This window comes from Aequorivita sp. CRS11 (assembly GCF_059693805.1).
Genome location: NZ_JCATIG010000011.1, coordinates 34,769 through 61,086, shown reverse-complemented (window position 1 = coordinate 61,086; position 26,318 = coordinate 34,769). Strand labels below are relative to the sequence as shown.

At 38.7% G+C, this 26,318-nt stretch carries 25 protein-coding genes; 18 read left to right on the top strand and 7 right to left on the bottom strand.

Going from position 1 to position 26,318, the window contains the following annotated elements; all coding sequences use genetic code 11:
- Window positions 1-136 precede the first annotated feature (136 nt).
- Entirely contained in the window at window positions 137-502 is a 366-nt protein-coding gene (locus tag AC58DT_RS14675) for a hypothetical protein (RefSeq protein WP_497217561.1), read from the bottom strand.
- 474 nt (window positions 503-976) lie between these two features.
- On the opposite strand from AC58DT_RS14675, the gene AC58DT_RS14670 reads away from it, so the two are divergent.
- Window positions 977-1,909, top strand: a complete 933-nt coding sequence (locus AC58DT_RS14670) for a peptidylprolyl isomerase (protein WP_497217560.1) — start codon at window positions 977-979, stop codon at window positions 1,907-1,909.
- Between the two features lie 68 nt (window positions 1,910-1,977).
- Window positions 1,978-2,511 carry a YfiT family bacillithiol transferase gene (locus tag AC58DT_RS14665; protein WP_497217559.1) on the top strand — a complete coding sequence of 178 codons (534 nt, stop codon included), beginning with the start codon at window positions 1,978-1,980 and terminating at the stop codon, window positions 2,509-2,511.
- Between the two features lie 99 nt (window positions 2,512-2,610).
- Here AC58DT_RS14665 and AC58DT_RS14660 read toward each other — a convergent pair whose 3' ends face one another.
- A complete protein-coding gene (locus AC58DT_RS14660; RefSeq protein WP_497217558.1) occupies window positions 2,611-3,165 on the bottom strand; it encodes a thioredoxin family protein in 555 nt (184 codons plus the stop codon).
- Between the two features lie 544 nt (window positions 3,166-3,709).
- Between AC58DT_RS14660 and AC58DT_RS14655 the strand changes: the two genes are divergently transcribed.
- The 3 genes from AC58DT_RS14655 to AC58DT_RS14645 are packed head-to-tail and all read left to right on the top strand — an operon-like array spanning window position 3,710 to window position 4,903.
- Window positions 3,710-4,021: a phosphoribosylpyrophosphate synthetase gene (locus AC58DT_RS14655; protein WP_497217557.1), complete on the top strand. Its 312-nt coding sequence runs from the start codon at window positions 3,710-3,712 to the stop codon at window positions 4,019-4,021.
- Complete coding sequence (locus AC58DT_RS14650; RefSeq protein ID WP_497217556.1) at window positions 4,011-4,349, top strand: tRNA-binding protein; 339 nt, start codon at window positions 4,011-4,013, stop codon at window positions 4,347-4,349. Before AC58DT_RS14655 ends, AC58DT_RS14650 begins: the two co-directional genes overlap by 11 nt.
- A 44-nt stretch (window positions 4,350-4,393) precedes the next feature.
- Window positions 4,394-4,903 (top strand): DUF6265 family protein, encoded by a 510-nt coding sequence (locus tag AC58DT_RS14645; protein WP_497217555.1) that lies wholly within the window; start codon window positions 4,394-4,396, stop codon window positions 4,901-4,903.
- On the opposite strand, the gene AC58DT_RS14640 is transcribed toward AC58DT_RS14645, so the two are convergent.
- The 4 genes from AC58DT_RS14640 to AC58DT_RS14625 form a co-directional block, all read right to left on the bottom strand.
- On the bottom strand, window positions 4,904-6,523 hold the full coding sequence (locus AC58DT_RS14640; RefSeq protein WP_497217554.1) for a SulP family inorganic anion transporter: 1,620 nt from the start codon (window positions 6,521-6,523) through the stop codon (window positions 4,904-4,906).
- Window positions 6,524-6,675: 152 nt separating this feature from the next.
- Window positions 6,676-8,289 carry a phytoene desaturase family protein gene (locus AC58DT_RS14635; RefSeq protein WP_497217553.1) on the bottom strand — a complete coding sequence of 538 codons (1,614 nt, stop codon included), beginning with the start codon at window positions 8,287-8,289 and terminating at the stop codon, window positions 6,676-6,678.
- A 129-nt stretch (window positions 8,290-8,418) separates the two neighbouring features.
- Window positions 8,419-8,814: a PUR family DNA/RNA-binding protein gene (locus AC58DT_RS14630; protein WP_497217552.1), complete on the bottom strand. Its 396-nt coding sequence runs from the start codon at window positions 8,812-8,814 to the stop codon at window positions 8,419-8,421.
- A 65-nt stretch (window positions 8,815-8,879) separates the two neighbouring features.
- Window positions 8,880-10,637: an ABC transporter ATP-binding protein gene (locus tag AC58DT_RS14625; RefSeq protein WP_497217551.1), complete on the bottom strand. Its 1,758-nt coding sequence runs from the start codon at window positions 10,635-10,637 to the stop codon at window positions 8,880-8,882.
- Window positions 10,638-10,769: 132 nt separating this feature from the next.
- On the opposite strand from AC58DT_RS14625, the gene AC58DT_RS14620 reads away from it, so the two are divergent.
- From AC58DT_RS14620 to yajC, 4 genes are all read left to right on the top strand, one after another.
- Complete coding sequence (locus AC58DT_RS14620) at window positions 10,770-11,867, top strand: Leu/Phe/Val dehydrogenase (protein ID WP_497217563.1); 1,098 nt, start codon at window positions 10,770-10,772, stop codon at window positions 11,865-11,867.
- Between the two features lie 85 nt (window positions 11,868-11,952).
- Window positions 11,953-12,897 (top strand): transcription antitermination factor NusB, encoded by a 945-nt coding sequence (gene nusB, locus AC58DT_RS14615; protein WP_497217550.1) that lies wholly within the window; start codon window positions 11,953-11,955, stop codon window positions 12,895-12,897.
- A gap of 55 nt (window positions 12,898-12,952) precedes the next feature.
- Window positions 12,953-13,435: a DUF1573 domain-containing protein gene (locus AC58DT_RS14610; RefSeq protein ID WP_497217549.1), complete on the top strand. Its 483-nt coding sequence runs from the start codon at window positions 12,953-12,955 to the stop codon at window positions 13,433-13,435.
- A 28-nt stretch (window positions 13,436-13,463) separates the two neighbouring features.
- Entirely contained in the window at window positions 13,464-13,754 is a 291-nt protein-coding gene (gene yajC, locus AC58DT_RS14605) for a preprotein translocase subunit YajC (protein WP_497217548.1), read from the top strand.
- Between the two features lie 88 nt (window positions 13,755-13,842).
- On the opposite strand, the gene pepT is transcribed toward yajC, so the two are convergent.
- Window positions 13,843-15,105, bottom strand: a complete 1,263-nt coding sequence (pepT, locus tag AC58DT_RS14600) for a peptidase T (RefSeq protein WP_497217547.1) — start codon at window positions 15,103-15,105, stop codon at window positions 13,843-13,845.
- Between the two features lie 85 nt (window positions 15,106-15,190).
- Between pepT and AC58DT_RS14595 the strand changes: the two genes are divergently transcribed.
- The 9 genes from AC58DT_RS14595 (at window position 15,191) to AC58DT_RS14555 (ending at window position 26,261) form a co-directional block, all read left to right on the top strand.
- On the top strand, window positions 15,191-16,243 hold the full coding sequence (locus AC58DT_RS14595; protein WP_497217546.1) for a quinone-dependent dihydroorotate dehydrogenase: 1,053 nt from the start codon (window positions 15,191-15,193) through the stop codon (window positions 16,241-16,243).
- A gap of 121 nt (window positions 16,244-16,364) precedes the next feature.
- Window positions 16,365-16,979 carry a LysE family translocator gene (locus AC58DT_RS14590; protein WP_497217545.1) on the top strand — a complete coding sequence of 205 codons (615 nt, stop codon included), beginning with the start codon at window positions 16,365-16,367 and terminating at the stop codon, window positions 16,977-16,979.
- A 64-nt stretch (window positions 16,980-17,043) separates the two neighbouring features.
- Window positions 17,044-17,907 (top strand): hydroxymethylglutaryl-CoA lyase, encoded by an 864-nt coding sequence (locus AC58DT_RS14585; protein ID WP_497217544.1) that lies wholly within the window; start codon window positions 17,044-17,046, stop codon window positions 17,905-17,907.
- Entirely contained in the window at window positions 17,908-19,446 is a 1,539-nt protein-coding gene (locus AC58DT_RS14580) for a bifunctional metallophosphatase/5'-nucleotidase (RefSeq protein ID WP_497217543.1), read from the top strand.
- Window positions 19,446-19,928 carry a heme-binding domain-containing protein gene (locus tag AC58DT_RS14575; RefSeq protein ID WP_497217542.1) on the top strand — a complete coding sequence of 161 codons (483 nt, stop codon included), beginning with the start codon at window positions 19,446-19,448 and terminating at the stop codon, window positions 19,926-19,928. The genes AC58DT_RS14580 and AC58DT_RS14575 overlap by 1 nt, the downstream gene beginning before the upstream one ends.
- A gap of 119 nt (window positions 19,929-20,047) precedes the next feature.
- Window positions 20,048-21,265, top strand: coding sequence for a DUF4856 domain-containing protein (locus AC58DT_RS14570; RefSeq protein ID WP_497217541.1), 1,218 nt, complete (start codon window positions 20,048-20,050; stop codon window positions 21,263-21,265).
- Window positions 21,266-21,330: 65 nt separating this feature from the next.
- A complete protein-coding gene (locus AC58DT_RS14565; RefSeq protein ID WP_497217540.1) occupies window positions 21,331-22,455 on the top strand; it encodes an imelysin family protein in 1,125 nt (374 codons plus the stop codon).
- Window positions 22,455-23,819, top strand: a complete 1,365-nt coding sequence (locus AC58DT_RS14560) for an HTTM domain-containing protein (protein ID WP_497217539.1) — start codon at window positions 22,455-22,457, stop codon at window positions 23,817-23,819. Before AC58DT_RS14565 ends, AC58DT_RS14560 begins: the two co-directional genes overlap by 1 nt.
- A gap of 9 nt (window positions 23,820-23,828) precedes the next feature.
- The gene (locus AC58DT_RS14555; protein WP_497217538.1) at window positions 23,829-26,261 is read left to right on the top strand and encodes a TonB-dependent receptor domain-containing protein; all 2,433 of its coding nucleotides are present in this window, start codon (window positions 23,829-23,831) and stop codon (window positions 26,259-26,261) included.
- Window positions 26,262-26,318 lie beyond the last annotated feature (57 nt).

The following is a 26,318-nucleotide window of genomic DNA, read 5'->3' as shown; positions in this document are numbered from 1 at the left end:
GCATTTTTTAAAGGCACCAAATTTGATTCATTCTCAAGCCTGACCAAAAAAGCAAAGCCGCTTAAAACGGCCTATATTGGTTCAGGTTTAAAAAATTAAGGGGTTGTGCAACGGTTACCATTGTTAGCAATAGTTTTTATAATTCAGATGTAAATGGATTTTCGGCAACTTTTTTCATAGTGCTATAGTCATCTGCATTTCCGTTCTCAACTTTAATCCACAATGTATCTTTATTTTTATTCAGTTCATATTCGTAAATCAAGTTGTCTTTTAAAATTGTGTCTTTAAGTCGAATTTGATTCAGATAAATTTTACTTTCATCAATATTCCATTTGGAATTCGTTCGCATTTCTCCTCCTAAAGATTCTGTAATGACTGAGTCCTTGTAAAACGTCAAAGCAACTTTGGAATGATGAGATTCGTATGATTCCCAAATTCCAATTAAATCTTTTTTCCGTTCATTTGTTTCACACGCAATCAGCGTTATGATTCCAATTGTCAATATGAAGATTTTCGTGAGTTTCATTAAATTATTGCTAACTTGTTTATATCCCCAACTCTATTGGGTTTATACCGCTAATATAGTTGGCTATACCCAAGTTTTAATATTTTTATGTTGTGTATTTCCCAAATATACAAATTTACCCTTTCCAAACCCTGCTATATACGTTCAGCAACCTTCCCTATAATCCCTAAACCCCGCTAGATACCATTCAACCCTTCCCGTTTGGGTCTTGTAACCATGTATTAGGGTCTTGAAACCATGTGTTAGGGTTCAGAACCCTTCCGTATAGGTACACCAACCCTAACGCATGTGTGTAGAACCCTAACGGATACGTCCCACAACTCTAACGTATGTGTGTAGAACCCTAACGTATGTATGTAGAACCCTAATCGCTCATTCCTCATCGCTAGTCGCTAGTAATTCTTTCTTCCTATTTCCTTACCTTTGCATTTCAATTTAAAAAAACAAAAAATGCAAGACGGTATTTACGCAAAAATAACGACCGAAAAAGGAGAAATCCTTATAAAACTAACCCACGACAAAACCCCGGGAACGGTTGGAAACTTTGTGGCTTTGGCAGAAGGGAACTTGGAAAATTCAGCAAAACCACAGGGAACACCCTATTATGACGGTTTGAAATTTCACCGTGTAATCCCAGATTTTATGATTCAAGGGGGCGATCCAAAGGGAACAGGTTCTGGCGGACCGGGTTACGATTTTGAGGATGAATTCCATCAAGACCTGCGTCACGATACTCCGGGCGTACTTTCTATGGCTAATTCGGGACCGGCGAGCAATGGGAGCCAATTTTTTATCACCCACGTTGCCACCCCTTGGTTGGATAACAAACACACCGTTTTTGGAAATGTAGTGGAAGGACAAGATGTGGTTGATAGCGTTGCACAAGGCGATACAATGCAGAAAGTTGAAATAATCCGCGTAGGTGAGGAAGCTAAAAAATGGAACGCTGTTGAGGCTTTTAGAAGTTTTACAGGTGAAAGGGAACAGCGCATTGCCGCAAAAAAAGCAAAAGAGGAAGCTGAACTAAAGAAAGTTTCGGAAGGTTTTGATAGAACGGATAGCGGACTTCTTTACAAAATAATCCAAAAAGGAAGCGGGAAAAAAGCTGAAAAGGGAAAAACTGTTTCAGTACATTACAAAGGTGCGCTGACTGATGGAACCGAGTTTGATTCATCATACAAAAGAAAACAGCCAATCGACTTCCAATTGGGCGTTGGGCAAGTAATCTCTGGTTGGGATGAAGGCATTCAATTATTGCAGGTGGGCGATAAGGCCCGTTTTGTGATTCCTTCGCATCTAGGTTACGGCGAGCGTGGTGCAGGCGGGGTAATTCCTCCAAGCGCAACCTTGATTTTTGATGTTGAATTAATGGATGTTAAATAGTTTAAAGAACAAATTTAATAAATAGGCAAAACGTCTCGAGCTATCGGGGCGTTTTGTACTTTTAACACATGGATTTAGAAAAACTAAAATACCCGATCGGCAAGTTCGATTGCCCTTCAAATATTACTGCTGAAATACAGCAAGCTTGGATTTCCATCTTGGAACATTTTCCGAATAGGTTAAATAATTTGGTGAGTAACCTTTCCGAAGATCAGTTGAACACACCTTACAGGCCGGGAGGTTGGACGGTGCGCCAAACAATCCATCACGTTTATGACAGCCATCACAATGCCTATAACCGTTTTAAATGGGCATTGACTGAAGCATTGCCAACCATAAAAGTCTATGATGAAAAAGCATGGGCAGAAACGGCTGATGCCAAAAAAGCACCTATTGAATTATCGCTAGCTGCACTGAATTCCTTACACGCAAAGTGGGTTTACCTAATAAAAGGATTATCACATGAGCAATTGCTAAGAGAGTTTCATCATCCAGACAGAAATAGAAACTACACACTTGCGGAAACAGTGGGTAGCTACGCTTGGCACAGCAATCACCATTACGCACATATTGAAAACTTATTGAAAAGGGAAGGATGGTAAGCCCCTCCCAGCCTCCCCAAAGGGGAGGAGCTTATTAGCGAAGCGTATGAAATTCCCCCTTCGGGGGTTAGAGCTTGTCCCGAACTCGTTTCGGGAGGGCTATTTCCACTTAATATTACACCCAATACTCGGTTTTTGATCTTTCCGCTGTGGATTGTTGTTCAATAAATTATCCAAAGCCTCACGCAAATCCCTTCCGTTTACGGGGATGCCATTTCCAGGACGGGAATTATCCAATTGACCGCGATAAACGAGTTTCAATTCATCGTCAAATAAATAAAAATCAGGTGTGCAAGCGGCGTCATAGGCCTTTGCCACTTCTTGTGTTTCATCAAACAAATAGGGGAAAGTATAATTATGTTTTCTTGCGGTTACCCACATCTTCGCTGGGGAGTCATCGGGATAATTGATAACATCGTTGCTGTTTATGGCCACAAACCCAAAACCTGTAACACGATAATCATTGCATATGCGCACAATTTCTTCGTTAACGTGTTTCACAAATGGGCAGTGGTTGCAGATAAACATAATCACAGTGCCTTTTTCGCCACGCACATTTTTTAATGAAACAGGTTTGTTCGTTACCGCGTCAATCAATGTAAAATCGGGCGCTTTGGTTCCCAACGGAAGCATTTTAGATTCTGTTCTGGCCATGGTATTCTTTTCAGTATTGGTTGTAAACTTTGGTTTAAAGTTACGATTTTTCAACTTTTATGGAGCACGCATTTTGATACATATTTAGACAATTGAAAGTCTTAAGTACTGAATGCTAAATTTGGCTTTAATGAATGTTTATGGCAAGTGAGGTCCAAGTTAAGTCCAGGTTAGGTCCAAGTGAAGTCTAGGTCAGGTCTGGGTTCACATCAGGACAATTTTAAATAAAGTTGAGTTAAAGAGAAATATGGAAGACTTTAATTTCAAATAAATCAATAGAAATAAAAGGTGAAGATCGACGGGTTTTTACAAAAAAAATAAAAATAAATATACAACATTCTAAACTAAAAAGCAAGTAAAATGGAGGAGTGCCTATCGTGTTCGTCAGGTTAAAGATTTTATAAATGTTTGCCGTTGCGCACTATCTCCATTAACTTTAAAAAATTAAAACAATTATTATGAAATGCCCATTAACGATTTATAAACAAAAGGATGATGTGAATTTGGGCATTCCATCTTCTTTTTTCCCAAATATTTTATACAGATGAAAAACTCATATTCATCATTATCCGTGGCTATTGAAGATTTACAAAACCACGGCTTTACCGAAGATTTCAACCTTGTGGGCGAAGGCATAGAGTCCAAAAATCTTAAAATGCAGTGGAAGGCTGGCGAATTGGACGTTGTGAAATTCTATCGCTTTGAAGGAATGACCAATCCGGGCGACAACACTATTCTTTATTTGATTGAAACCCACGATGGCAAGAAAGGTTTGCTTGTTGATGTTTACGGCGCAGATCAAGGCGAAATTTCTCCAGAAATGATTAAAAAACTTACCATTCACCATGACGAATAATCTTTCGTGGGCCGATTTTGAAAAGGTCGAAATGCGCGTGGGAACCATAATTGAAGTAAATGATTTTCCCGAAGCACGAAATCCTTCGTATCAACTTTTAGTAGATTTTGGAAACGAAATAGGGCAGCGGAAAACATCGGCACAGATTACTTCGCTTTATTCAAAAGAGGAATTGGTTGGGAAACAAGTAGTTGCCGTTGTGAATTTTCCGAAGAAACAAATCGCCAATTTTATGAGTGAATGCCTTGTTTTGGGCGCTGTGGAAGGGAAAAATGTTACTTTACTAGAGCCCGGAAAAGAAGTTCAGAACGGATTAAGAATACTATAGCTAAAAACTTTTTTTGATACCTTCACCGAACAAAACCTAAACTTATGAAAAAGTATTTGTTGTTTTTAGTGTTTCCGCTATTACTCAACTCCTGTAAAAACAATTCGGATGCAGAAAAACCGAAAACTGAAATTACCTCTGAAAAATTTGAAAAAATAGACCAACTTCAGTGGATTTTGGGAACTTGGATAAATCAAAATGGCGAAGAGTTTTCACAAGAAACTTGGTCGCAAGAAAGTCCAAGCAGTTTTACTGCTTTCAGTTTTACGCAAGTTGGAAAAGAAACTGTTTTTGCTGAAACGATGGCTTTGGAACAAAAGGCAGATAGTTTGTTATTGACGGTTGCAACTGCCAAACCTGAGCAAGAAAACCCCGTAACTTTTAAACTGATTCCTTCGGAAAATGGACAGTTTACTTTTGAAAATAAAAACCACGATTTTCCACAGCGAATTATCTATACAAATCCAGCAAAAGATTCACTCCACGCTTGGATTGAAGGAACGCTAAATGGTGAAGCCAAAAAAGTTGATTTCTCTTTTTCCCGTAAGAACTAATTAAGAAACATCCGCATCCAAAGTATCAGTAACCACATAATAACGCGGATCTTCAACAGAATCTTCAATAATAGTTTCAAACTCAGGATTCCATTTTAAAAGAAGGGCTTTGCAGTCTGGGCTGAGGTGTGTAAGTTTCACTTGCTTTCCACTGTCGAGATATTTATTTGCAATATTCCTAACAGCTTCAACTCCGGAATGGTCCGAAATTTTAGATTCGATAAAATCAATTTCTATTGAATCCGGATCATTTGAAGCGTCAAACTTACTATTAAAAGCAGTGGTTGAACCAAAAAATAAAGGTCCCCAAATTTCATAAACTTTCGTTCCGTCATCTTTAATTCGTTTTCGGGCACGTATCATAGTGGCACTTTTCCAAGCAAAAACAAGCGCACTCATAATTACACCCACAAGCACCGCAATAGCCAAATCCTGCCAAACGGTAACTGCGGAAACGGTAATTAAAACAATGGCGTCTGCCACTGGAATTTTATTAAGAATCCTAAAACTGCTCCACGCAAAGGTGCCTATAACAACCATAAACATTACTCCCACCAAAGCTGCGATGGGAATTTGTTCAATCAACGGCGCACCAAAAAGAACAAAACACAAAAGCGCAATTGCCGCCGTAGCGCCCGATAATCTACCGCGTCCGCCCGAACTTACGTTGATGATGGATTGACCGATCATTGCACAACCACCCATTCCGCCGAAAAAACCGTTTAATATGTTTGCGCCACCTTGGGCAACACATTCACGGTTTCCACTTCCGCGGGTTTCGGTCATTTCGTCAATTAAATTCAGCGTCATTAAAGATTCAATCAAACCGACGGCTGCCAATAAAAATGCTGTAGAAAGTATTAAGTCCCAATGCCCGTTAAGTGTTTCTAAAAACCCAAAAATCTGCGTTTGAAAATGGGGAAGCGAACCTTTTAAACCACTTCCGCCACCGTCACGAATGAAGGAGCCAACAGTGCTCACGTCAATACCTCCAAAGATAGTTATGCAAGCCACCACGATAATTGCTATCAATGCTGCTGGAAGTTTTTTGGTAAGTTTCGGCAAACCGAACATTATTCCCATTGTCAACCCAACCAAAGCCAACATCACCCATAAATCTGCACCGGTTAGCCATTGCGGCACGGTGCCGCGGCTTTCTTTAAATAGCCCCAATTGCGAAAGGAAAATTACGATTGCCAAACCGTTTACAAACCCCATCATTACAGGATGTGGAATGAGCCGAACAAATTTTCCCAATCTAAAAACCCCGGCCATAATTTGGATGGCACCCACAAACAAAAGTGTGATAAAGAGCCATTGCAAACCAAGATTTTGAACAGGTTCAGCCAAAGTTAATCCAACTTCATTTCCTTTTTGAATTAAATGAACCATTACAACGGCCATTGCTCCCGTAGCTCCAGATATCATTCCCGGGCGACCGCCAAAAAGCGCTGTAACAATTCCCATCATAAACGCGCCGTATAAGCCGACCAAAGGGTCAATTCCAGCAACGAAGGCAAATGCAACGGCTTCAGGCACTAAAGCCAAAGCTACGGTAAGCCCAGAAAGTATATCGTTTTTTGGGTTTTGGGTAAAAGATAATAGATATTTTGCTAGCATTTTGGTTTTTTAAAGGCGGCAAATATAAGGTTTTGAAAATAGACCAAAGACCGCTTCGCTGAAAGATACAAGACTTAAGGCTAAAATGGAAATGTTTAAAATTTCAAATTCCAAACTCCAAATCCCAAATTCCAAATCCCAAATCCCAAATCTCAAAACCCAATTTCTGATTTTTTTGATCTCTTTACTTCCTTAAAAATTTTCCAAGAACCAAATTTCAAAATTGCGGTAGCACATAGCAATCCTGAGAGCATCGCGCCAGCAACGCCAACCAAAGTAATATCCTGTCCAACTAAAAACAAACCTTTTATTTTCGTTTTTGGGCGTAAAAAAGGAAGCGTGAAACGTTCTGGCGAATGTGCCAAACCATAGATTTCACCACTTTTATAATTTGTGAAATTTTCTGTGGAAAGCGGGGTTGAAACCTCGGAAGTAACAATGGTTCCTTCAATCTGCGGAAAAAATTTGTAGAGAACTTTTAGCATTTCAGCTTCAAAACTCTTTTTTAGTTGAAGATATTTCTCGCCACGTTTCATCCAATTTGAATCTTTAAATTCTTCAAACCAATCCATATTTCCCACTGAAATAGCCTGAATGGTTGCCGTACCCGGATTTTTGGTTTCCCAGTTTGGATCTTTTGCGGAAGGGAAGGAGATATATGCAAAATTTTCGGGAGCGTTTTCCAAAGTGGCTTCGTCAAATATTTTATCAATGCCTTCGTGTTTGTAATACCATAGATTGTGCTTCGGAAGATTTAGAGCTTCGCTGGATTTGTTCAAGCCGAGATACAAACAAATATGTGCACTGGCGGGCTGCACACTTTTTAAACTGAAATTGCACTTTTTTCGATCTTTTTCCGAAAGCAGATATTTAAAGGTATTGTTCACTCCAATGTTGCTTATCACGCTTTTGCACGGAATGAATTTTTCGCCAAGGTTAATTCCTTGAACACGATTGTTTTCAGTTACGATTTTAGTTACATCAGCATTTATAAAAGTCTTTCCGCCGTTTGCCGTAAATACTTCGAGAGTTTTTTCGCAAATCTGGTCTGCGCCACCAATAGGGTAGTAGCCACCTTCCAAAAAATGCCCGATTACCATTGCGTGTGCCCCGAAGCTACTGTTTTTTGGTGAAAGGCCGTAATTGCCACATTGTGCACAAAGCACGGCAATCAATCGTTCGTTTTTAGTAATTTTATTTAAAACTTCCCCAGTGGTTTTTTGTGAAAATTTGGAATATCGTTTTCTGAAAATCCATCCAACAGATTTACTGAGCCAAGGCTCAAAAATTTTTTCAAAGAAAAAAGCACTGGCGCGTTTGTTGGTTTTTGCAATGAGCTTCAAGTAGGTGTCAATCGCTTTTTCTTCGTCGGGAAAATAGCTTTTAAGTTGTTTTCTGAAGTTTTTTTTCCCAGCTTTAAATTTATATTCTGTGCCGTCAATATGTGCAACATCGTAAACTTCGCCCATGGATTCCCACTCCAGTTTACCATCTGTCAAAAAATCGAAAAAACCTCGAAGCGAAGAATCTTTCGCCATATTCCCCACATAATGAACGCCCACGTCCCATTGAAATCCATCCTTACGTTTAAAGCTATGTGTAAAACCACCGGGCACGTAGTGACGTTCAAAAATCGCGACTTTTTTACCGGCTTTTGCAAGCCAGGTCGCAGCGGTGAGCCCGCCCATTCCACTTCCAATTACAATGTGATCCAACCCTGAAAAATCCAGATTTGGTTTATAGGGTTGGTACAGCTTTTTTACCATAAAAGGGTTTGGAAAATTGTTTTAAAAGTGAAAAATAAGGAAAAGTATTTGAGCTTTCGTTGTTTTTAGAAATAAAAAACCGGCAGCGGTTTTGGCCGTGCCGGTTCTGTTTTTTAAATAATCTGACAATTATATGTCATCAAATTCAACATCGGTAAAGTTACTGGTATCCGTTTGTCCATTTTCTGAAGTGTTTTCAGCAGCAACGGGAACTTCATCGGTCTCTTTTTTATAATCTTTTTGATGACGTTCGCTTATTACTTCTTCACCTTTTTCATCAATTACATAATTTATCATTTCTTCAAGGTTATCTTTAAACTCGTTGAAATCTTCTTTGTAAAGATAGATTTTGTGCTTTTTATAATGGTAGGAACCATCGTCATTTGTAAATTTTTTGCTTTCAGTAATGGTAAGGTAAAAATCTCCTGCTTTTGTGGACCTTACGTCAAAAAAATAGGTGCGTCTTCCGGCGCGCATTACTTTTGAAAAAATCTCTTCTTGCTCCATCGTATAGTGGTCACTCATAATTTCTGTTTTTTACTAACGTTTGCCAAAAATCCAAAAAAAATCCAAATCAGCCAAAGTAAAATTTACATTTCTTTTTCTAAAAGTTGTTTTGCGTAAAGTTCCTTGTAATAGCCCTCGCTGTTTACCAATTTGCTGTGTGTGCCTTGCTGTATGATTTTTCCGTCATCCAGAACAATAATTTTATCTGCATTTTTAGCCGATGAAATTCTATGACTCACAATAATAGTGGTTTTATGTTTTGAAATTTTATGCAGGTTTTGAAGTATTTGCTCTTCAGTTTCGGTATCTACCGCAGAAAGGCAATCATCAAAAAGAAGTATTTGCGGATCTTTAATAATGGCCCGAGCAATGGAAACACGTTGTTTTTGCCCGCCGCTCAAAGTAATTCCGCGCTCGCCCAAAACAGTGTCATAGCCTTTTGTAAAACCAATGATGTTTTTGTGCACTGCGGCATTTTTTGCGGCTTCAACTACTTCTTCTTCGGAAGCATTTTCTTTACCAAAACGGATATTATTGCGAAGTGTATCACTAAAGAGAAATGCATCTTGGGGAACGTAACCGATGCTATCCCGCAGATCTTCCAAATTTAATTTGCGGATTGACGTATCATCAATTTTCAGCATTCCTTCTTCCACATCGTAAAGTCTGCCAATCAATTCAAGAATGGTAGATTTACCGGAGCCTGTATTTCCAACAATCGCAAGTGTTTCACCGGGTTTTATCGCAAAAGATACATCTTTTAAAGCGGTGATTCCTGTATCGGGATATGTAAACGACAAATGGTTGAATTCAATATTTCCTTCCACGGGAGTGCTTTCAGCAACCAAATTTTCAATGGAAGGTTCGGTCTCCAAAAATTCATTGATTCGTTTTTGTGAAGCTTCTGCCTGCTGCACCATGGAAGTTACCCAACCCACAACGGCCACGGGCCAAGTGAGCATATTCACATAGATTAAAAATTCTACAATGGTTCCAAATTCCGCAATCTGACCATTTATATACCGAGTTCCACCTATATAAATTACCAAGATATTGCTTATGCCAATCAGTAAAATCATCAACGGAAAAAACAAAGCCTGCACCTTTGCCAGGTCTATGTTCTTTACTTTACTGCCTTCGGCAAGTTCTTCAAAATTGGCGTTGGTGCGCGGCTCAATTCCGTAAGCTTTTATTACAGCAATGCCGCTAAAGCTTTCCTGTGTAAAGGTGGTAAGTTTTGAAAGATACTGCTGTACAATGGTTGTGCGTTGGTTAATAAGCACGCTCAATCTATAAATTGCAATGGAAAGAATAGGTAATGGTGCAATTGCATATATAGTTAAGATGGGTGCTTGATAAAACATATAGCTTATAACAACCACAAACAATGTTAATGTTGTGATACTGTACATAAGGGCGGGGCCAACGTACATACGTACTTTGGAGACGTCCTCGCTGATGCGGTTCATTAAATCGCCCGTGCGGTTCTGTTTGTAAAAGCCTAAAGAGAGTTTTTCGTAATGTTGAAAAATTTCGTTTTTGAGGTCGTATTCCACATATCGGGATACCACAATAAAGGTCTGCCGCATCATAAAAGTGAATAGCGCAGATAGCAGCGCAGCGCCTAAAAGCAATAAAATGTTAATAAGCAACTCGTGTTCTACAATACCGATATCCGCAATTTCACCATTCATATATTGTTTGACCGAAGTCAATGAATCGCCCACTTTCATAGGAACAACGAGCTTAAAAACGGTTGCAATAATAGTGATGAACACACCTAATAGCAGCCGCCCTTTATATTTTAGAAAATATTTGTTGAGATACTTTAATTCTTTCATTTATGCTTCAGTTAGCTGCACGCTAACTTTTTTAAAATTCTTAAATTAACAACCATTGCTTTGTGGAATTGACAACAATAAGCTACTTTTGCACCGCCTTTTTAAAGGATGAATAAAATAATTAAAAAAGCTATGGTAACTGAAGTAATTAAAACAAACGAACTTCACAAAGTTGACCCGGTTTTCGGGCAAATGTCCTTCGACAATCACGAGCAAATCGTTTTTTGCAACGACAAAGATACTGGATTAAAAGCAATAATTGGTATTCACAACACTGTTTTGGGACCCGCTTTGGGCGGTACCAGAATGTGGAACTATACCAGCGAGTGGGAAGCCTTAAACGACGTACTGCGTCTATCACGAGGAATGACTTATAAGAGTGCAATCACAGGTTTAAACCTTGGCGGCGGAAAAGCAGTTTTGATAGGTGATGCAAAAACCCAAAAAACTCCAGAATTAATGCTGAAGTTTGGTGAGTTTGTACATTCTCTTGGCGGAAAATACATTACTGCCGAAGATGTGGGAATGGCAACTTCAGATATGGATTTGGTGCGCACGGTTACCCCTTACGTTACAGGAATTTCTGAATCAAAAGGTGGCGCGGGCAACCCTTCACCGGTTACTGCTTATGGTGTTTTTATGGGAATGAAAGCTGCGGCAAAATATAAATTTGGAAGCGATATACTGGAAGATAAAGTTATTTATGTTCAAGGAATCGGAAACGTAGGTGAAGCTTTAGTAGAAAACTTGAGCAATGAGGGTGCAAAAGTATATATTGCCGATATTAACCAAGATCGTTTGGAAGAAGTTCGCGATAAATACAGCGTGAATATTTATGGTGGTGACAACATTTATGCAGAAGAAATGGATATATATGCGCCTTGTGCATTAGGAGCTACTGTTAATGATTTTACCATAAACCAATTAAACACAAAAATTATTGCAGGTGCTGCAAACAATCAATTGGCTGAAGAGCAAAAGCACGGGAAAATGCTTCGTGAAAGAGGAATAGTTTACGCACCAGATTTCTTGATTAACGCCGGTGGAATTATAAACGTGTATGCAGAATTAGAAAATTATGACCGAAAGGAAATAATGCGCAAGACCGAAAATATTTATAACACTACGCTTGAAATTTTGAAAAAAGCTGATGCAGATAATATTACAACCCATCAAGCAGCCTTCAACGTAGCCCAAGCTAGAATTGATGCAAGAAAAAACGAAAAATAGGTTTCGGTTTTTTTAAAACACTATCTTTGCAGCGCACAAGAACATTCTTGTGCGTTGTTTCTTTAAAAACAGTTCTTTCTAAAATATGCTTACAAGAAGACATATACGAGTAAAAGTTTTGCAGTCCGTTTACGCCTTTAACCAACGGGTAAACCCAGATATAGATTCACAGGAAAAATTTCTGTTGCACAGCATAGACCAAATGCAGGATCTTTATTTATTGTTGTTGCAGTTGCTTGTTTCACTTCAGGAGCAAGCAGAAAGCTTCCTTAACCGTTCGCAAAAAAAACACCTTGCTACCACACTTGAAAAGAACCCCAGCCGTACTTTTGTTGACAACAAGCTTTTAAAGGTAATTGCCGAAAACGCAACCTTTTCTAATATTATTGAAAAGAAAAAACTCAATTACTGGAAATTGGACAGCGAGTATGTTTCAATTATTTTTAACGAGCTGCGCCAATTGGAATGGTACGATGATTACCTTTCAAAAAAAGAAACTACTTATAAAGAAGATAGAGATTTCATAATTAAGGTTTTCAAGGAATTAGTGGCGCCAAATGACAAGCTTTACGATTATTTAGAAGACAAAAGATTGACTTGGGTAGATGATTTTCCCATTGTGAATACGGCCATTGTAAAGATGCTAAATAAACTTTCGGAGAAAAATGCCTCCTCGCTTTTGGTTCCCAACCTCTATAAAAATGAGGAAGACCGAGAGTACGCATTGCAGCTTTTCAGAAAAGTGATTTTGAACGAAGACAAGCTAAATGCGCAGATTGTGGGAAAAACACCAAACTGGGACCAAGAAAGAATCGCTGATGTAGATTTGATAATTCTGAAAATGGGCATTGCCGAATTTTTATATTTCCCATCAATTCCTGTTCGGGCCACAATCAACGAGTATTTAGAGGTTTCCAAAGAATATTCAACGCCTAAAAGCAGCATTTTTGTCAACGGAATTTTGGATAAAATAGTGAAGGAATTTGAAGAAAATGGCAAACTCAATAAAATTGGACGCGGACTTCAATAAAAGTAAAAAAATCCCTATTTTTGGCGTGCTAAAAACATAAAAAATAACAATTATCATGAAAAAATCAGTTTTATTAGTAGCAATACTATCTGTTTTCGCTTTTTCTTCTTGCAAGGATAATGCAGCAGACAAAGTAAACGAAGAAAATGTCGCCACAGCAGAGGCACGTGATGCAGAATCGGGCAAATTTCCAGTAATCACTTTTGAAGAAAGTCAATTTGATTTTGGTACTATTGACCAAGGAACAAATGTGGAGCACGTTTTTAAATTCAAAAACACTGGTGAGGCCCCTTTATTGATTGTAAATGCAAAAAGTAGCTGTGGTTGTACAGTTCCAGAATATACTAAGGAACCAGTTGCGCCAGGTGACTCAGGTGAGCTTTTGGTAAAATTCAATGGTAGCGGACAAAATCAAGTGAGCAAAACAGTTACACTTACTACAAACACAAAAGCAGGGACAGAAACTTTGACAATCAAAGCTTTCGTAAATCCTAAAGCAGGTGCTACACAAGCTCCGATTAAAACCCCAACTTCCTAATTTTACCTTTTAGGAATAAATAACTGCTATGGAACAAATACAAAGTTTTTTACCAATAATATTATTGTTTTTGGTGATGTACCTTTTTTTGATACGTCCCCAAATGAAAAAAGCCAAACAGGAAAAACAATTTGCCGCCCAACTTAAAAAAGGCGATAAAGTTATTACCAATGGCGGAATTCACGGAAGAGTGCTTGAACTTAATGATGATGGAACCTGTGTTATTGAATGTGGTGCCGGAAAAATAAAGTTTGAAAGATCTGCCATTTCTATGGAAAGAACAGCAAAACTAAACGCTCCCGTAAAAGAAAAGAAATAGTAAATTGTTCCTTTTTTGAATAAAAACTCCCTCAATCTGTTGTTAAATAGTTGAGGGAGTTTCTTTTTTGAATAATTCTTTCAAAAAACTATTCTTCTTCTTTCTTAAACTTTGAGATATCCTCTGCGGTAATTTTTGCAATGTTCACAATTACCTCTACAGCCTTTTGCATGCTTTCCACAGGCACATATTCATACCTGCCGTGAAAATTGTGCCCGCCAGCAAAAATGTTCGGGCACGGTAGCCCCATAAAGCTAAGTTGCGAACCATCGGTGCCACCGCGAATTGGTTTTATTAATGGCTCAATGCCAGCCTGCTCCATGGCTTGTTTTGCAATTTTCACAATGTGCATTACGGGTTCAATTTTTTCGCGCATATTGAAATATTGGTCTTTTATTTCAACTGTTACTACTTCCATTTCAAACTGTTCATTTAAATCATCAGCCAGTTTCTGAATCATTTCCTTTCTGGCTTCAAAATGCTTTTTGTCATGGTCACGAATAATGTATTGAATCTTGGTCTCATCCACAGTTCCCTTTATACCATGCAGATGAAAAAAACCTTCACGCCCTTCGGTGTGCTCTGGGGTTTCAAGTCTTGGTAAAGAATTTATGTAGTCTGTAGCAATGTACATACTGTTTACCATTTTCCCTTTTGCGTAACCAGGGTGAACAATTTTTCCCTTTACGGTAACCACAGCGCCAGCTGCGTTGAAGTTTTCATATTCCAGTTCGCCCACTTGGCTACCGTCCATAGTGTAGGCCCAATCAGCAGCGAATTTTTTTACATCAAACTTATGTGCACCGCGGCCTATTTCCTCATCGGGTGTAAAACCTACACGAATTTTTCCGTGTTTTATTTCGGGATGGTTTATAAGGTATTCCATAGCTGAAACAATCTCTGTAATCCCAGCTTTATCATCTGCACCCAAAAGTGTTGTACCATCTGTTGTGATTAGCGTTTGGCCTTTATAGAGCAACAAATCCTCAAAATAATCTGGAGAAAGAACGATATTCTGTTCTTTGTTCAGCACAATATCTTTTCCGTTGTAGTTTTCAACTATTTGCGGTTTTACATTCGCTCCTGTAAAATCTGGGGAAGTATCAAAGTGGGAAACAAACCCGATTACGGGAACCGGATGTGAAACGTTTGACGGCAAAGTGGCCATTATATAGGCGTTTTCGTCAATGCTAACATCTTCCATCCCAATTTGCTTAAGCTCTTCGGCAAGTTTATTGGCAAGATCCCATTGCTTTTTGGTACTTGGGGTAGTATCGCTATTTGGGTCGCTTTCGGTATCTATGGTAACGTAGCTTTTAAAGCGATTGATAATGTGTTGTTTTTCGATCATAATTTTTCTTTTACACTACAAAATAAAGCATATTCAAAATAACAAATACATAGTTTAGTGTATTTTTGTACCACATTTTTCAACTATGTACAAAAGCGTCATTCGTCCCCTGTTTTTTAGTTTCGATCCCGAAAAAATCCACCACTTCACATTTTCATTGATTCGGTTTTTTCATAAAATTGGCTTCGGAAGTATTTTCAGAAGTATTTATAAAGTAGAAAACCCAAAACTGGAACGCGAACTCTTTGGATTGAAATTTCCAAACCCAGTGGGGCTTGCCGCCGGTTTTGACAAAGATGCAAAGCTGTATAAAGAACTTTCAAATTTCGGTTTCGGTTTTATTGAAATAGGAACCATTACCCCAAAACCACAGCCGGGGAACGAAAAACCGCGATTGTTTCGCTTAAAGGAAGATGCCGCAATTATTAACCGAATGGGTTTTAACAATGGCGGGGTGAAAGAAGCGGTTGAAAGATTGAAATCGAACTGTCACCCTGAGCGCAGTCGAAGGATCTTGATCGGAGGAAACATCGGTAAAAACAAAAACACGCCCAACGAGGAAGCTGTAAACGATTACATTATCTGTTTTGAGGCGCTTTTTGATTATGTGGATTATTTTGTGGTAAATGTAAGTTCGCCTAACACGCCAAACCTTCGTGCGTTGCAGGAAAAAAAGCCATTGACTAATTTGTTGCAAACACTACAGGATAGAAATAATGAAATGTCCGTTCGAGCGGAGTCGGGAACTCGCAAACCAATTCTACTGAAAATAGCTCCCGATTTAACCGACGAGCAACTTTTAGACATTATCGAAATAGTTGCCACAACAAAGATTGACGGCGTTATCGCAACCAATACAACCATTTCCCGCGAAGGAATTTCCTCTGAAAACAAAAAGGAAATGGGCGGTCTGAGCGGAAAACCATTAACCAAAAGAGCTACGGAAATAATCCGTTTTCTTTCGGAAAAAAGCAACAAAGCGTTTCCAATTATTGGCGTTGGCGGAATCCATTCTGCTAAAGATGCTGTGGAAAAACTGGAGGCCGGTGCAAGTTTGGTGCAACTTTACACAGGCTTTATATACGAAGGGCCGGGGCTGATTCAACAAATAAACAAAGCGCTTTTGAAAAGGACATAGGACCAGTAGGATTTAAGACATAGGATAACTTTTAAAAAATGTTAAATAAATATCTTGATTTGAATAATTTGAGAGTCTTTAATCTTACGTCTTAAAGCGTAGCGGTCTTATGTCTTTTTTTATGATTGAATCCCTAATTTCCTTTTCAATTGCAACCCTGGCCTTGGCAATTTCTCCGGGACCGGACAATATTTATGTGCTTACGCAATCCTTGGCCAACGGCACCAAAAGTGGCATCGCCACAACTGCTGGATTGATAAGTGGTTGCATAGTCCACACTACACTTTTGGCTTTTGGCATTTCTGCAATTATTACTGCTTCGGAAGAACTTTTTTACGCAATAAAGGTTTTTGGGGCTTGTTACTTGCTTTACTTGGCGTACAAAGTCTATAAAAGTGACGAGCATATTTCCTTGGCTGAAAATGCGCCAAAAAAATCATACACACAACTTTTTAAAACAGGAGTAATCATGAATTTGGTAAACCCCAAAGTAATGATTTTCTTTTTGGCGTTTTTCCCTGGTTTTCTTTGGAATGAAGACGGAAACTCCGTGCTGCAATTTTACATTTTGGGAATAACTTTTATGATGGTTTCTTTTATAACTTTCAGTAGTATAGCCCTCGCGGCGGGTAAGATTTCATCTTTAATCTCCGAATGGAAAAGTATGGGCATTGTTTTAAAGTGGCTTCAGATAGTTGTTTTTGTGGGCATTGCCATTTTTATCTTGCTGCCCTAATTCCATAATTCTTTTTTAAAATTGAAAGATTCCTGCCTGCGCAGGAATTGCTATCTTTGAAGCAATGCAGCAAGTAAAAATTATAGAATGTCCGCGCGATGCCATGCAAGGCATCAAAGACTGGATTCCCACCGAGCAAAAAGTGAAATATATACAATCGCTTTTGCGTTGCGGTTTTGATACCATTGATTTTGGAAGTTTCGTTTCACCAAAGGCAATCCCGCAAATGCGTGATACTGCGGAAGTACTTTCAAAGCTGGACCTCTCTGCAACCAAAAGTAAATTGCTTGCCATCATCGCTAACCTTCGCGGGGCGGAAGATGCAGTGAAACATCCTGAAATTGATTATTTGGGTTATCCTTTTTCTATTTCTGAAAATTTCCAAATGCGTAACACGCACAAAACAATTAGTGAATCCTTAGTGATATTACAAGATATATTAAATATAGCCGAAAAAAACAATAAAGAAGTAGTGGCCTATCTATCCATGGGCTTTGGAAATCCTTACGGAGACCCTTGGAATGTTGATATTGTAGGGGAGTGGACGGAGAAGCTTTCAGCTATGGGAGTAAAGATTCTTTCCCTTAGTGATACAGTAGGTTCATCTACACCTGATATTATTTCATATTTATTTACTAACTTAATACCCAAATATCCCCACATAGAATTTGGCGCACATTTGCACACCACACCAAATGCTTGGCATGAAAAAATTAATGCAGCCTATAAAGCTGGCTGCAGAAGATTTGATGGAGCCATTCAAGGTTTTGGTGGTTGCCCAATGGCTAAAGACGATTTGACAGGGAACATGCCTACCGAAAAAATGCTCAGCTATTTTACTGCTGAAAAAGTTTCGAGCAACATTAACCCGATGTCTTTTGAAAGCGCACATAATGAAGCAACTAAAATTTTTACTAAATATCATTAAATGAGAAATTTTATACTTTTAGCTTTAGTGGGCTATTTTTTATCGAGCTGCGAAGCCCTTCAACTATATCCGGAAGACCCCATAAAGGGCGCTGGCGCCGTAACCCTTAAGTTTGTTCAGATTAACGATGTATATGAAATTGCTCCCATGAACGGAGGAGAATATGGTGGATTGGCCCGAGTGGCCCATATTCGTGATTCTATTAAAGAAAGGTTTCCTAATACATATATGTTTTTAGCTGGCGATTTTCTTAACCCATCTTTAATTGGAACATTAAAAATAGATGGTGAACGCGTAAATGGGAAACAGATGATTGACGTGCTCAACGCAATGGATATTGATTTGGTAACCTTTGGCAATCACGAGTTCGATTTGAGCGAAGAAGATCTGCAGAAAAGATTAAATGAATCAAACTTTACCTGGACTACCGCAAATGTTCGTCACGTAACGGAATCGGGTCTTATGCCTTTTGCTAGAAAATGGCAATATTCCACCGTGCCCTCATCAGATTTTTCAACTTTTAACGCAATAGACGCTGATGGAAATAAAATGAAATTTGGAGTTTTTGGGGTAACACTCCCTTCCAATCCAAAAGATTATGTGTCCTATGGCAATATTTATGAGAATGCCATAAGAGCATATGACCTGGCCATTCAAAAAGCTGATTTTGTAGTTGGCCTTACACACGTTTCTATAGATGAAGATAAAGAAATAGCTAGTCGCTTGAGAGCATTACCTTTAATAATGGGTGGACATGAGCACTACAATATGCTTGTAAAAGAAGGAAGAACAATTATAGCGAAAGCAGATGCCAATGCAAAAAGTGTATACGTACATACCCTTATCTATAACCTTCGTACAAAATATCTCCATATCAATTCTGAATTGATGATGGTAACAGATAAAATAGCATCCTCAGCCAAGGTAGAACGCGTAGTAAGCAAATGGACAGATCTTGTGAACTCGAAACTGAAAGAAGTTGTAGAAAACCCCGAAGAAGTAATTTACAACGCTTCATCTCCACTAGATGGCACAGATAAATCCAATAGAAGAAAACAAACCAATATAGGTGAATTAATTACACGTTCCATGTCCTATGCATATAGTGATAACGTTGATGGCGCCTTGGTAAACGGAGGTTCAATAAGGATAGATGATAGACTGGTGGGGGATATAACTAGTATTGATATTTTTAGAGTCCTCCCCTTTGGCGGAAGTGTGCTGAAAGTAGATTTAAAAGGAAGTTTATTAAAAGAAGTTTTGGAGTTTGGAAACTCACAAAGTGGTGAAGGAGCATATCTTCAACGCTACAAATTTTCACAAAACGAAAAGGGGAATTGGCAAATAAACAATCAGTCAATTAGCGATAATAAAACGTATACAGTGGCCTTCAGTGACTTTTTACTCAAAGGATTGGACATTCCCTTTTTAACGCCTGAAAATAAGGGGATTGTTAAAATCTATACACCCAAGGAAACCGAAACGGCTGCTGATATTCGGAAAGCAATTATTTTCTACTTAAATTCGCTAAAAAAATAATGGTAAAAAAAGTTATAAAAATAGTTTTGGTATTGGCACTCATTGCTTTGGTGGCAATTCAGTTTATTCGTCCGGAAAAGAATAATGGAGGGTATGAGAATGTTGCCCTTTTTGAAACAGAAACAAAACCTTCTGTAAAAGTAGCTGCCATTTTAAAAGAAAATTGCTACGATTGCCATAGTGACCAAACCCAGTATCCATGGTATGCTGAGGTTGCTCCTTTTTCACTTTGGCTTGACGATCATATTGAACACGGAAAAAAGCATTTCAATGTTTCAGCCTGGAACGATTACTCTATCAAAAAGAAAGAGCACAAACTAGAGGAACTTATTGAAATGGTAGAAGATGATGAAATGCCATTAAAATCCTATACCATCATCCATGGTGATCTTTCAGAAGATGACAAAAAGCTATTACTGCAATGGGCTGGAGTTGCAAGGCTTCAATACAAACACCAACTGGAAGTTTCTTCAAACAAATAACATTTCAAATTAAATTTTATTTAAATTTATTCTAAATAAACTTGTGAGGTTTATTTTTGACTATTATTTTTGCGGCTGAAAAATCAACCTATTTTAATTCAGTCTAAATAATATTTAAAATGAAAAGCCTAATTTTAACCACATCAATTACAGCACTTTTATTCGTCTCGTGTTCTTCCGATGACGATCAGCCTATAGTTCAAAATACTGTTGAAGCCCCGGCAACCTATAAATTTATGCGCGGTAGCGAATCAACAGTTAGCTTTGAAGGACAAACCACAAGAATTTTAATGGCCGGTGAAACTGCAAATGCATTTATGGATTTTGACAATGCTACGGAAGCTTCACTATTGGCAATGTTCAACCATCAAGCGGGAAATATGGATTTTTCAGATGCAGATTTAAATGCTTCCGATAAAAATCTTCGAAGCAAAACTGCAGCTTCCTATGATTATTTTTTCACTAATACTTCTGAGAGCGCCGCAATTAAGGCAACTTTTGAAGATTATATTTTTGCACAAATCAATGAGGTCTTTCCAAATATAATGGTAGTCGCAACTCCTGGAACACCTGGACAAATTGCAGATGGTTCTCGCACAAGATACGTTAACGCTAAAGGATTAGAGTATAATCAGGCCTTTGCAAAAAGCCTTTTGGGAGCTGTAATGGCAGACCAAATGCTTAATAACTATCTAAGTGCCGCTGTGCTTGATGAAGGTAATAATCGTGAAAATAACGATAACGGTATTACTGAAGAAAATAAAACTTACACAACTATGGAGCACAAATGGGATGAGGCCTACGGTTACCTTTATGGAACATCTGCAAATCCCGAAACACCAAATTTAACAATAGGTGAAGACGACAAATTTTTGAACGAATATGTAGGCCGCGTAAATGATGATCCGGATTTTTCTACCATTGCTGCTGAAATATTTGATGCCTTTAAAATGGGCCGCGCCGCAATTGTTGCAAAAAATTACGAGGTTCGCGATGAGCAGGTAGCAATCATTCGCGAGAAAATTTCTGAAGTAATAGCAGTACGTGGTATTTATTACCTGCAAGCGGGAAAAAATAAAATTGTTGACGGCGATCGTCAAGGTGCATTCCACGCCTTATCGGAAGCCTATGGGTTCGTTTACAGTCTACGTTTTACAAGAAAATCTGATAATAATACACCGCTTTTTTCAAAAACCGAAGTGGATGCACTATTGGATATGTTGTTGAATTCATCAGATAATGGATTTTGGGATATTACTCCAGAAACATTAGATGCAGTATCTGAAGCCATGGCAGCAAAGTTTGAGTTTACTGTAGCGCAGGCAGGAAGTCTATAATTAAATTGAGTTAGTAGCCAATCGGTCGGTAATTCTGGCCGATTGTTTTTTTAATAAAATCTTTTATGATGAAATTTTTAAAATCAGGAATCCTTTTGGCAATCATCGCAGTGGCAATTACAGCTTGTTCCAGCGATAATGATGGCCCAACAGAAACAAACGACAATTTTGATCGGGGCGCCATGCTCGCCAATTGGGCCGATACTATCATCATTCCGGCATATACCAGCTTTAATTCAAAAGTAGTTGAAATGGAAGCTGCAACGGCTGCGTTCAACGCAGCACCCACAGTAGAAAATCTGCAATCGCTGCGTGCGGCGTGGAAAGTTGCATACGTATCTTTTCAAAATGTTTCTATGTTTGAAGTTGGAAAAGCAGAGGATATCCGTTTTAGAAATCGTTTAAACGTGTACCCGACAAAAGTTGCCCAGATTGAAGATTTTATCGCCAGCGGTAATTACGATTTTGACCTTCCTTCTACCATAGACAAACAAGGTTTTCCGGCAATGGACTATATGTTGAACGGTTTAGCCGAAAATGACGCCGAAATCGTAACTTTTTACACTACAAATTCCAATGCTGTAGGTTATAAGAATTATTTATCAACCCTTTCACATACCATAAAAAGTTTAAGCAATGAGGTGCTTACAAGCTGGACGGGCGGTTACCGCGATACTTTTGTAGCAAATACAAGTTCCTCAGCTTCCGGGGCGGTGGACAAACTTACAAACGATTACATATTTTATTTTGAAAAGGCGCTTCGAGCGGGTAAAGTGGGTATTCCTGCGGGAATATTTTCAAACGGAACTTTGCCCCAAAACGTAGAGGCTTTTTACAAAAAGGATATTTCAAAAGAACTTTTATTGGAAGCTATTGATGCCAGTGTAGATTTCTTTAATGGGAAAAGTTTTAACGGAACTTCCAATGGAGAGAGTTTCAAAACATATTTGGATTATTTGAATACCATCAAAAATGGTGAAAATTTAAGTGCTTTAATAAACGATCAATTCACTGTCGCAAAAAATAAGGCAAACGAGCTAAATGCAAATTTTGTAGAACAGATTGAAACTGATAACTCAAAAATGCTTGCTTCGTATGACGAATTGCAACGTCTTGTCGTACTTTTTAAGGTAGATATGGTACAGGCTTTTGATGTTACCATAGATTATGTTGACGCTGACGGGGACTAATGTTAACGGCAGTTCAAAAATATTTCAAGAAAGACACACAGGCCGCACCACTTGCGGTCTTTCGTGTTCTTTTTGGATTTATGATGGCTTTGTCCATTCTTCGTTTTTGGGCAAATGGCTGGATTGAAAAACTCTACATCCAACCGAAATTTTTCTTCAGTTATTACGGTTTTGAATGGGTAAAGCCCATTGGCGATTATACCTATATTATTTTTATAATATGTGGAATTGCCGCTCTTTTCGTGGCTTTGGGCTATAAATACCGAATGGCGATAATAGTTTTCTTTTTAAGCTTCACTTATATTGAGTTGATGGATAAAACCACTTATCTCAACCATTATTATTTTATAAGTTGCATTGCGTTTTTAATGATTTTTCTTCCTGCAAACGTTTACTTTTCAGTGGATGCTTATAAAAACCCGAGGAAGGGTTTTCAAATGATCCCAAAATGGACTATAGATAGCATCAAACTAATGTTGGGAATCGTCTATTTTTATGCAGGTCTGGCAAAGCTGAACAGCGATTGGCTTTTTAATGCCATGCCGTTGAAGATTTGGCTTCCCTCAAAATACGATCTTCCTTTTTTGGGAGACTTGATGCAGCAGCAGTGGGTGCATTACACTTTCAGTTGGAGTGGCGCCCTGTATGATTTGGCTATTCCTTTTTTATTGCTTTACAGGCGTACGCGCTGGTTTGCTTTTGCCTTGGTCGTAATTTTTCACGTAATGACGCGGGTTTTGTTTCCTATCGGTATGTTTCCGTACATAATGATCGTGAGCACGCTTATCTTTTTTGACACTGGCTTTCACAGAAAAGTAATTCGTTTTATTTCAAAATTATTGCGAATTGATTATTCCAAAATGGTCGCTCTTTCGCAAACAAAGAAATACCGTTTCAAAAGAAATATTGCCTTGCCGATTCTTGCTATATTTTTCGTGATTCAGCTATTGTTCCCGTGGCGCTATTTGGCGTATCCAAATGAGCTTTTTTGGACAGAGGAAGGCTACCGATTTTCGTGGCGGGTTATGTTGATGGAGAAAGCTGGATATGCACAATTCAAAATAAAGAATACCGAAACGGGCGAACAATTTCTAGTGAATAATACAGACTTTTTAACGCCCTTTCAGGAAAAACAAATGAGTACCCAACCCGATTTTATATTGCAATACGCACATTTTTTGGGTGAACATTTTGAGGCGGAAGGCCACGAAAATGTGGCTGTTTACGCTGAAAGCTATGTGGCACTCAACGGAAGATTGAGTCAGCCTTACGTTGACCCAAACGTAGATTTGATGAAACATCGGGAATCCTTCCGAAGAAAGGATTGGATACTTCCATTTAACGACACTATTACAGGACTTTAAAAACATACAATGTTGAAAAACGCTCTATTTCTATTTTTTCTTTTTGTGAATCTTTCCGTATTTGCACAATTTTCTGTTTCTGGAAAAGTGGTTTCAAAGGAAACTCAAACGCCTATAGCTTACGCCGAAGTGTATATTCTCGACCTCGGAAAATCTAAAGTAAGTGATGAAAATGGAAATTTTGAATTTTCGGATATTCCCGCTGGAACCTATGGGTTTGCTGTCTTTAATTTGGAATATGAAGTATTGAAAAAGCAGCTGACTATTTCAGAAAATACCGCAATTACCTTTGAATTGGAATTGCTTGGCGAGCAGCTTTCCGAAGTACTGATTACAAAACGTAAAGAGGAAATTTTCGCTTTGCGGAATTTAAAACAGGTGGAAGGCACGGCCATTTACGCGGGAAAAAAGAGCGAAGTTGTAGTTATGGATAACCTTACCACAAATACGGCTACCAACAATGCCCGCCAGATATATGCGCAGGTTGTGGGGCTTAATATTTATGAAAACAACGATGGCGGGTTGCAGTTGAACATTGGCGGTCGCGGTTTAAACCCAAACCGAACCGCAAACTTCAATACCCGCCAAAATGGGTACGATATTTCGGCAGATGTTTTGGGCTATCCCGAAAGTTACTACACTCCGCCGGCAGATGCCATCAGTGAGATTGAAGTAGTCCGTGGCGCGGCTTCGCTTCAGTACGGAACGCAGTTTGGCGGATTGATAAATTTTAAGTTGCACCAACCCAATCCGAAGAAAAAAATAGAATGGATTTCCCGACAATCCTTAGGTTCGTATGAACTTTTCAATAGTTTCAACAGTCTGAGCGGCACCGTGGGGAAGTTTGGTTATTACGCGTATTACAACTTTAAGACGGGTGACGATTTTAGGCCCAATTCAGAATTTGACTCACATAACGCCTACGTTCATTTGGAATATAATTTTTCGGAAAATACAAAGCTCGCTTTTGAAATGAGCTATTTGAACTATTTGGCACAACAGCCGGGCGGACTTACCGATAGGCAATTTGAGGAAGATCCCACTTTTAGCAACCGGACGCGAAACTGGTTTAAGGTAGATTGGAAACTCTATTCGCTTCGTTTGGATCACAGTTTTTCGGATAAAACAGATTTCAGCCTAAACCTTTTTGCACTGGATGCCTATAGAAAATCCGTTGGTTTCCGTGAAAACAGGGTTTCACAACAGGATGATCTAGATGCGCCACGGGAGTTGATTGTGGGCAATTTCAATAATTGGGGTGCGGAAGCTAGGCTGTTGACGCATTACAATTTATTTGGAAATGAAAATGTGGTTTTGTTCGGCGGAAAATATTATCAATCAAACAATAATGAACGCCAAGGGCCGGGAACCAACGGTAGTGACGCCAATTTTGAATTCGCATCTTCGGAATATCCCAACTACCCGCGCCAAAGTGATTTTGAATTCCCAAACCTTAATTTTGCTGCTTTTGGTGAAAATATTTTTAACATTTCGTCCAAGTTTTCGGTTACGCCCGGTTTCCGGTTTGAATATATAAAAACACAGAGCGAAGGGGAATACAAAAAAATAAATTTCGACATTGCTGGCAATCCTATCTTGAATGAGGACATTGCCGATAACCGCGAATTTGACCGAGCTTTTGTGTTATTGGGAGTAGGGTTGAGTTATAAACCCTTAAAGTCGTTGGAAATTTATGGGAACGTCAGCCAAAACTACCGTTCAGTTACTTTTAATGATATTAGAATAACCAATCCGTCATTAGTAGTTGATCCAAACATTACCGATGAGCAAGGTTACACTTTTGACTTGGGCGCACGCGGACGGTTTGGTAAATATCTTTCGTATGACATTGGTGGTTTTTTCTTAAGCTATCAGGATAGGTTAGGGGTTATCGTGCGCGAGGTGAGCGATATTCAAGAGGAACGCTTCCGCGGAAATATTGGCGATGCGGTTACCTATGGTTTGGAAAGTTTTGTGGATTGGAACATTATGGAAACTTTTTCGGCGAATAGAAATTTTAGGATGAATTATTTCGTGAATCTTGCAATTACCGATAGCGAATACACTTCTTCCGAAGAAAATAATGTGGAAGGCAAAAATGTGGAATTTATTCCTGCTATCAACCTAAAAACAGGACTTGGTTTTGGTTATAAAAACTTTTTGGGAAGTCTGCAATACACTTATTTGAGCAAGCAATTTACCGATGCCACCAACAGTGAGCGCGATTTTGAAAGCCAGAGTGGCATCGTGGGCGAAATTCCGGCCTATGATATTTTGGATCTTTCCTTGGCATATACTTTTGGCCGTTTTAAGTTGGAAAGCGGAATCAACAATGTTTTGGATAACAGTTATTTTACACGCCGCGCTACTGGGTATCCCGGTCCGGGAATTCTTCCCAGTCAGCCGCGTACTTGGTATACGACGCTTCAGATTAAAATTTAGAAATAAAATATTTATTTTTCTTTTTGGGAAATAATCGTACATTCGAAAAAAAACCTT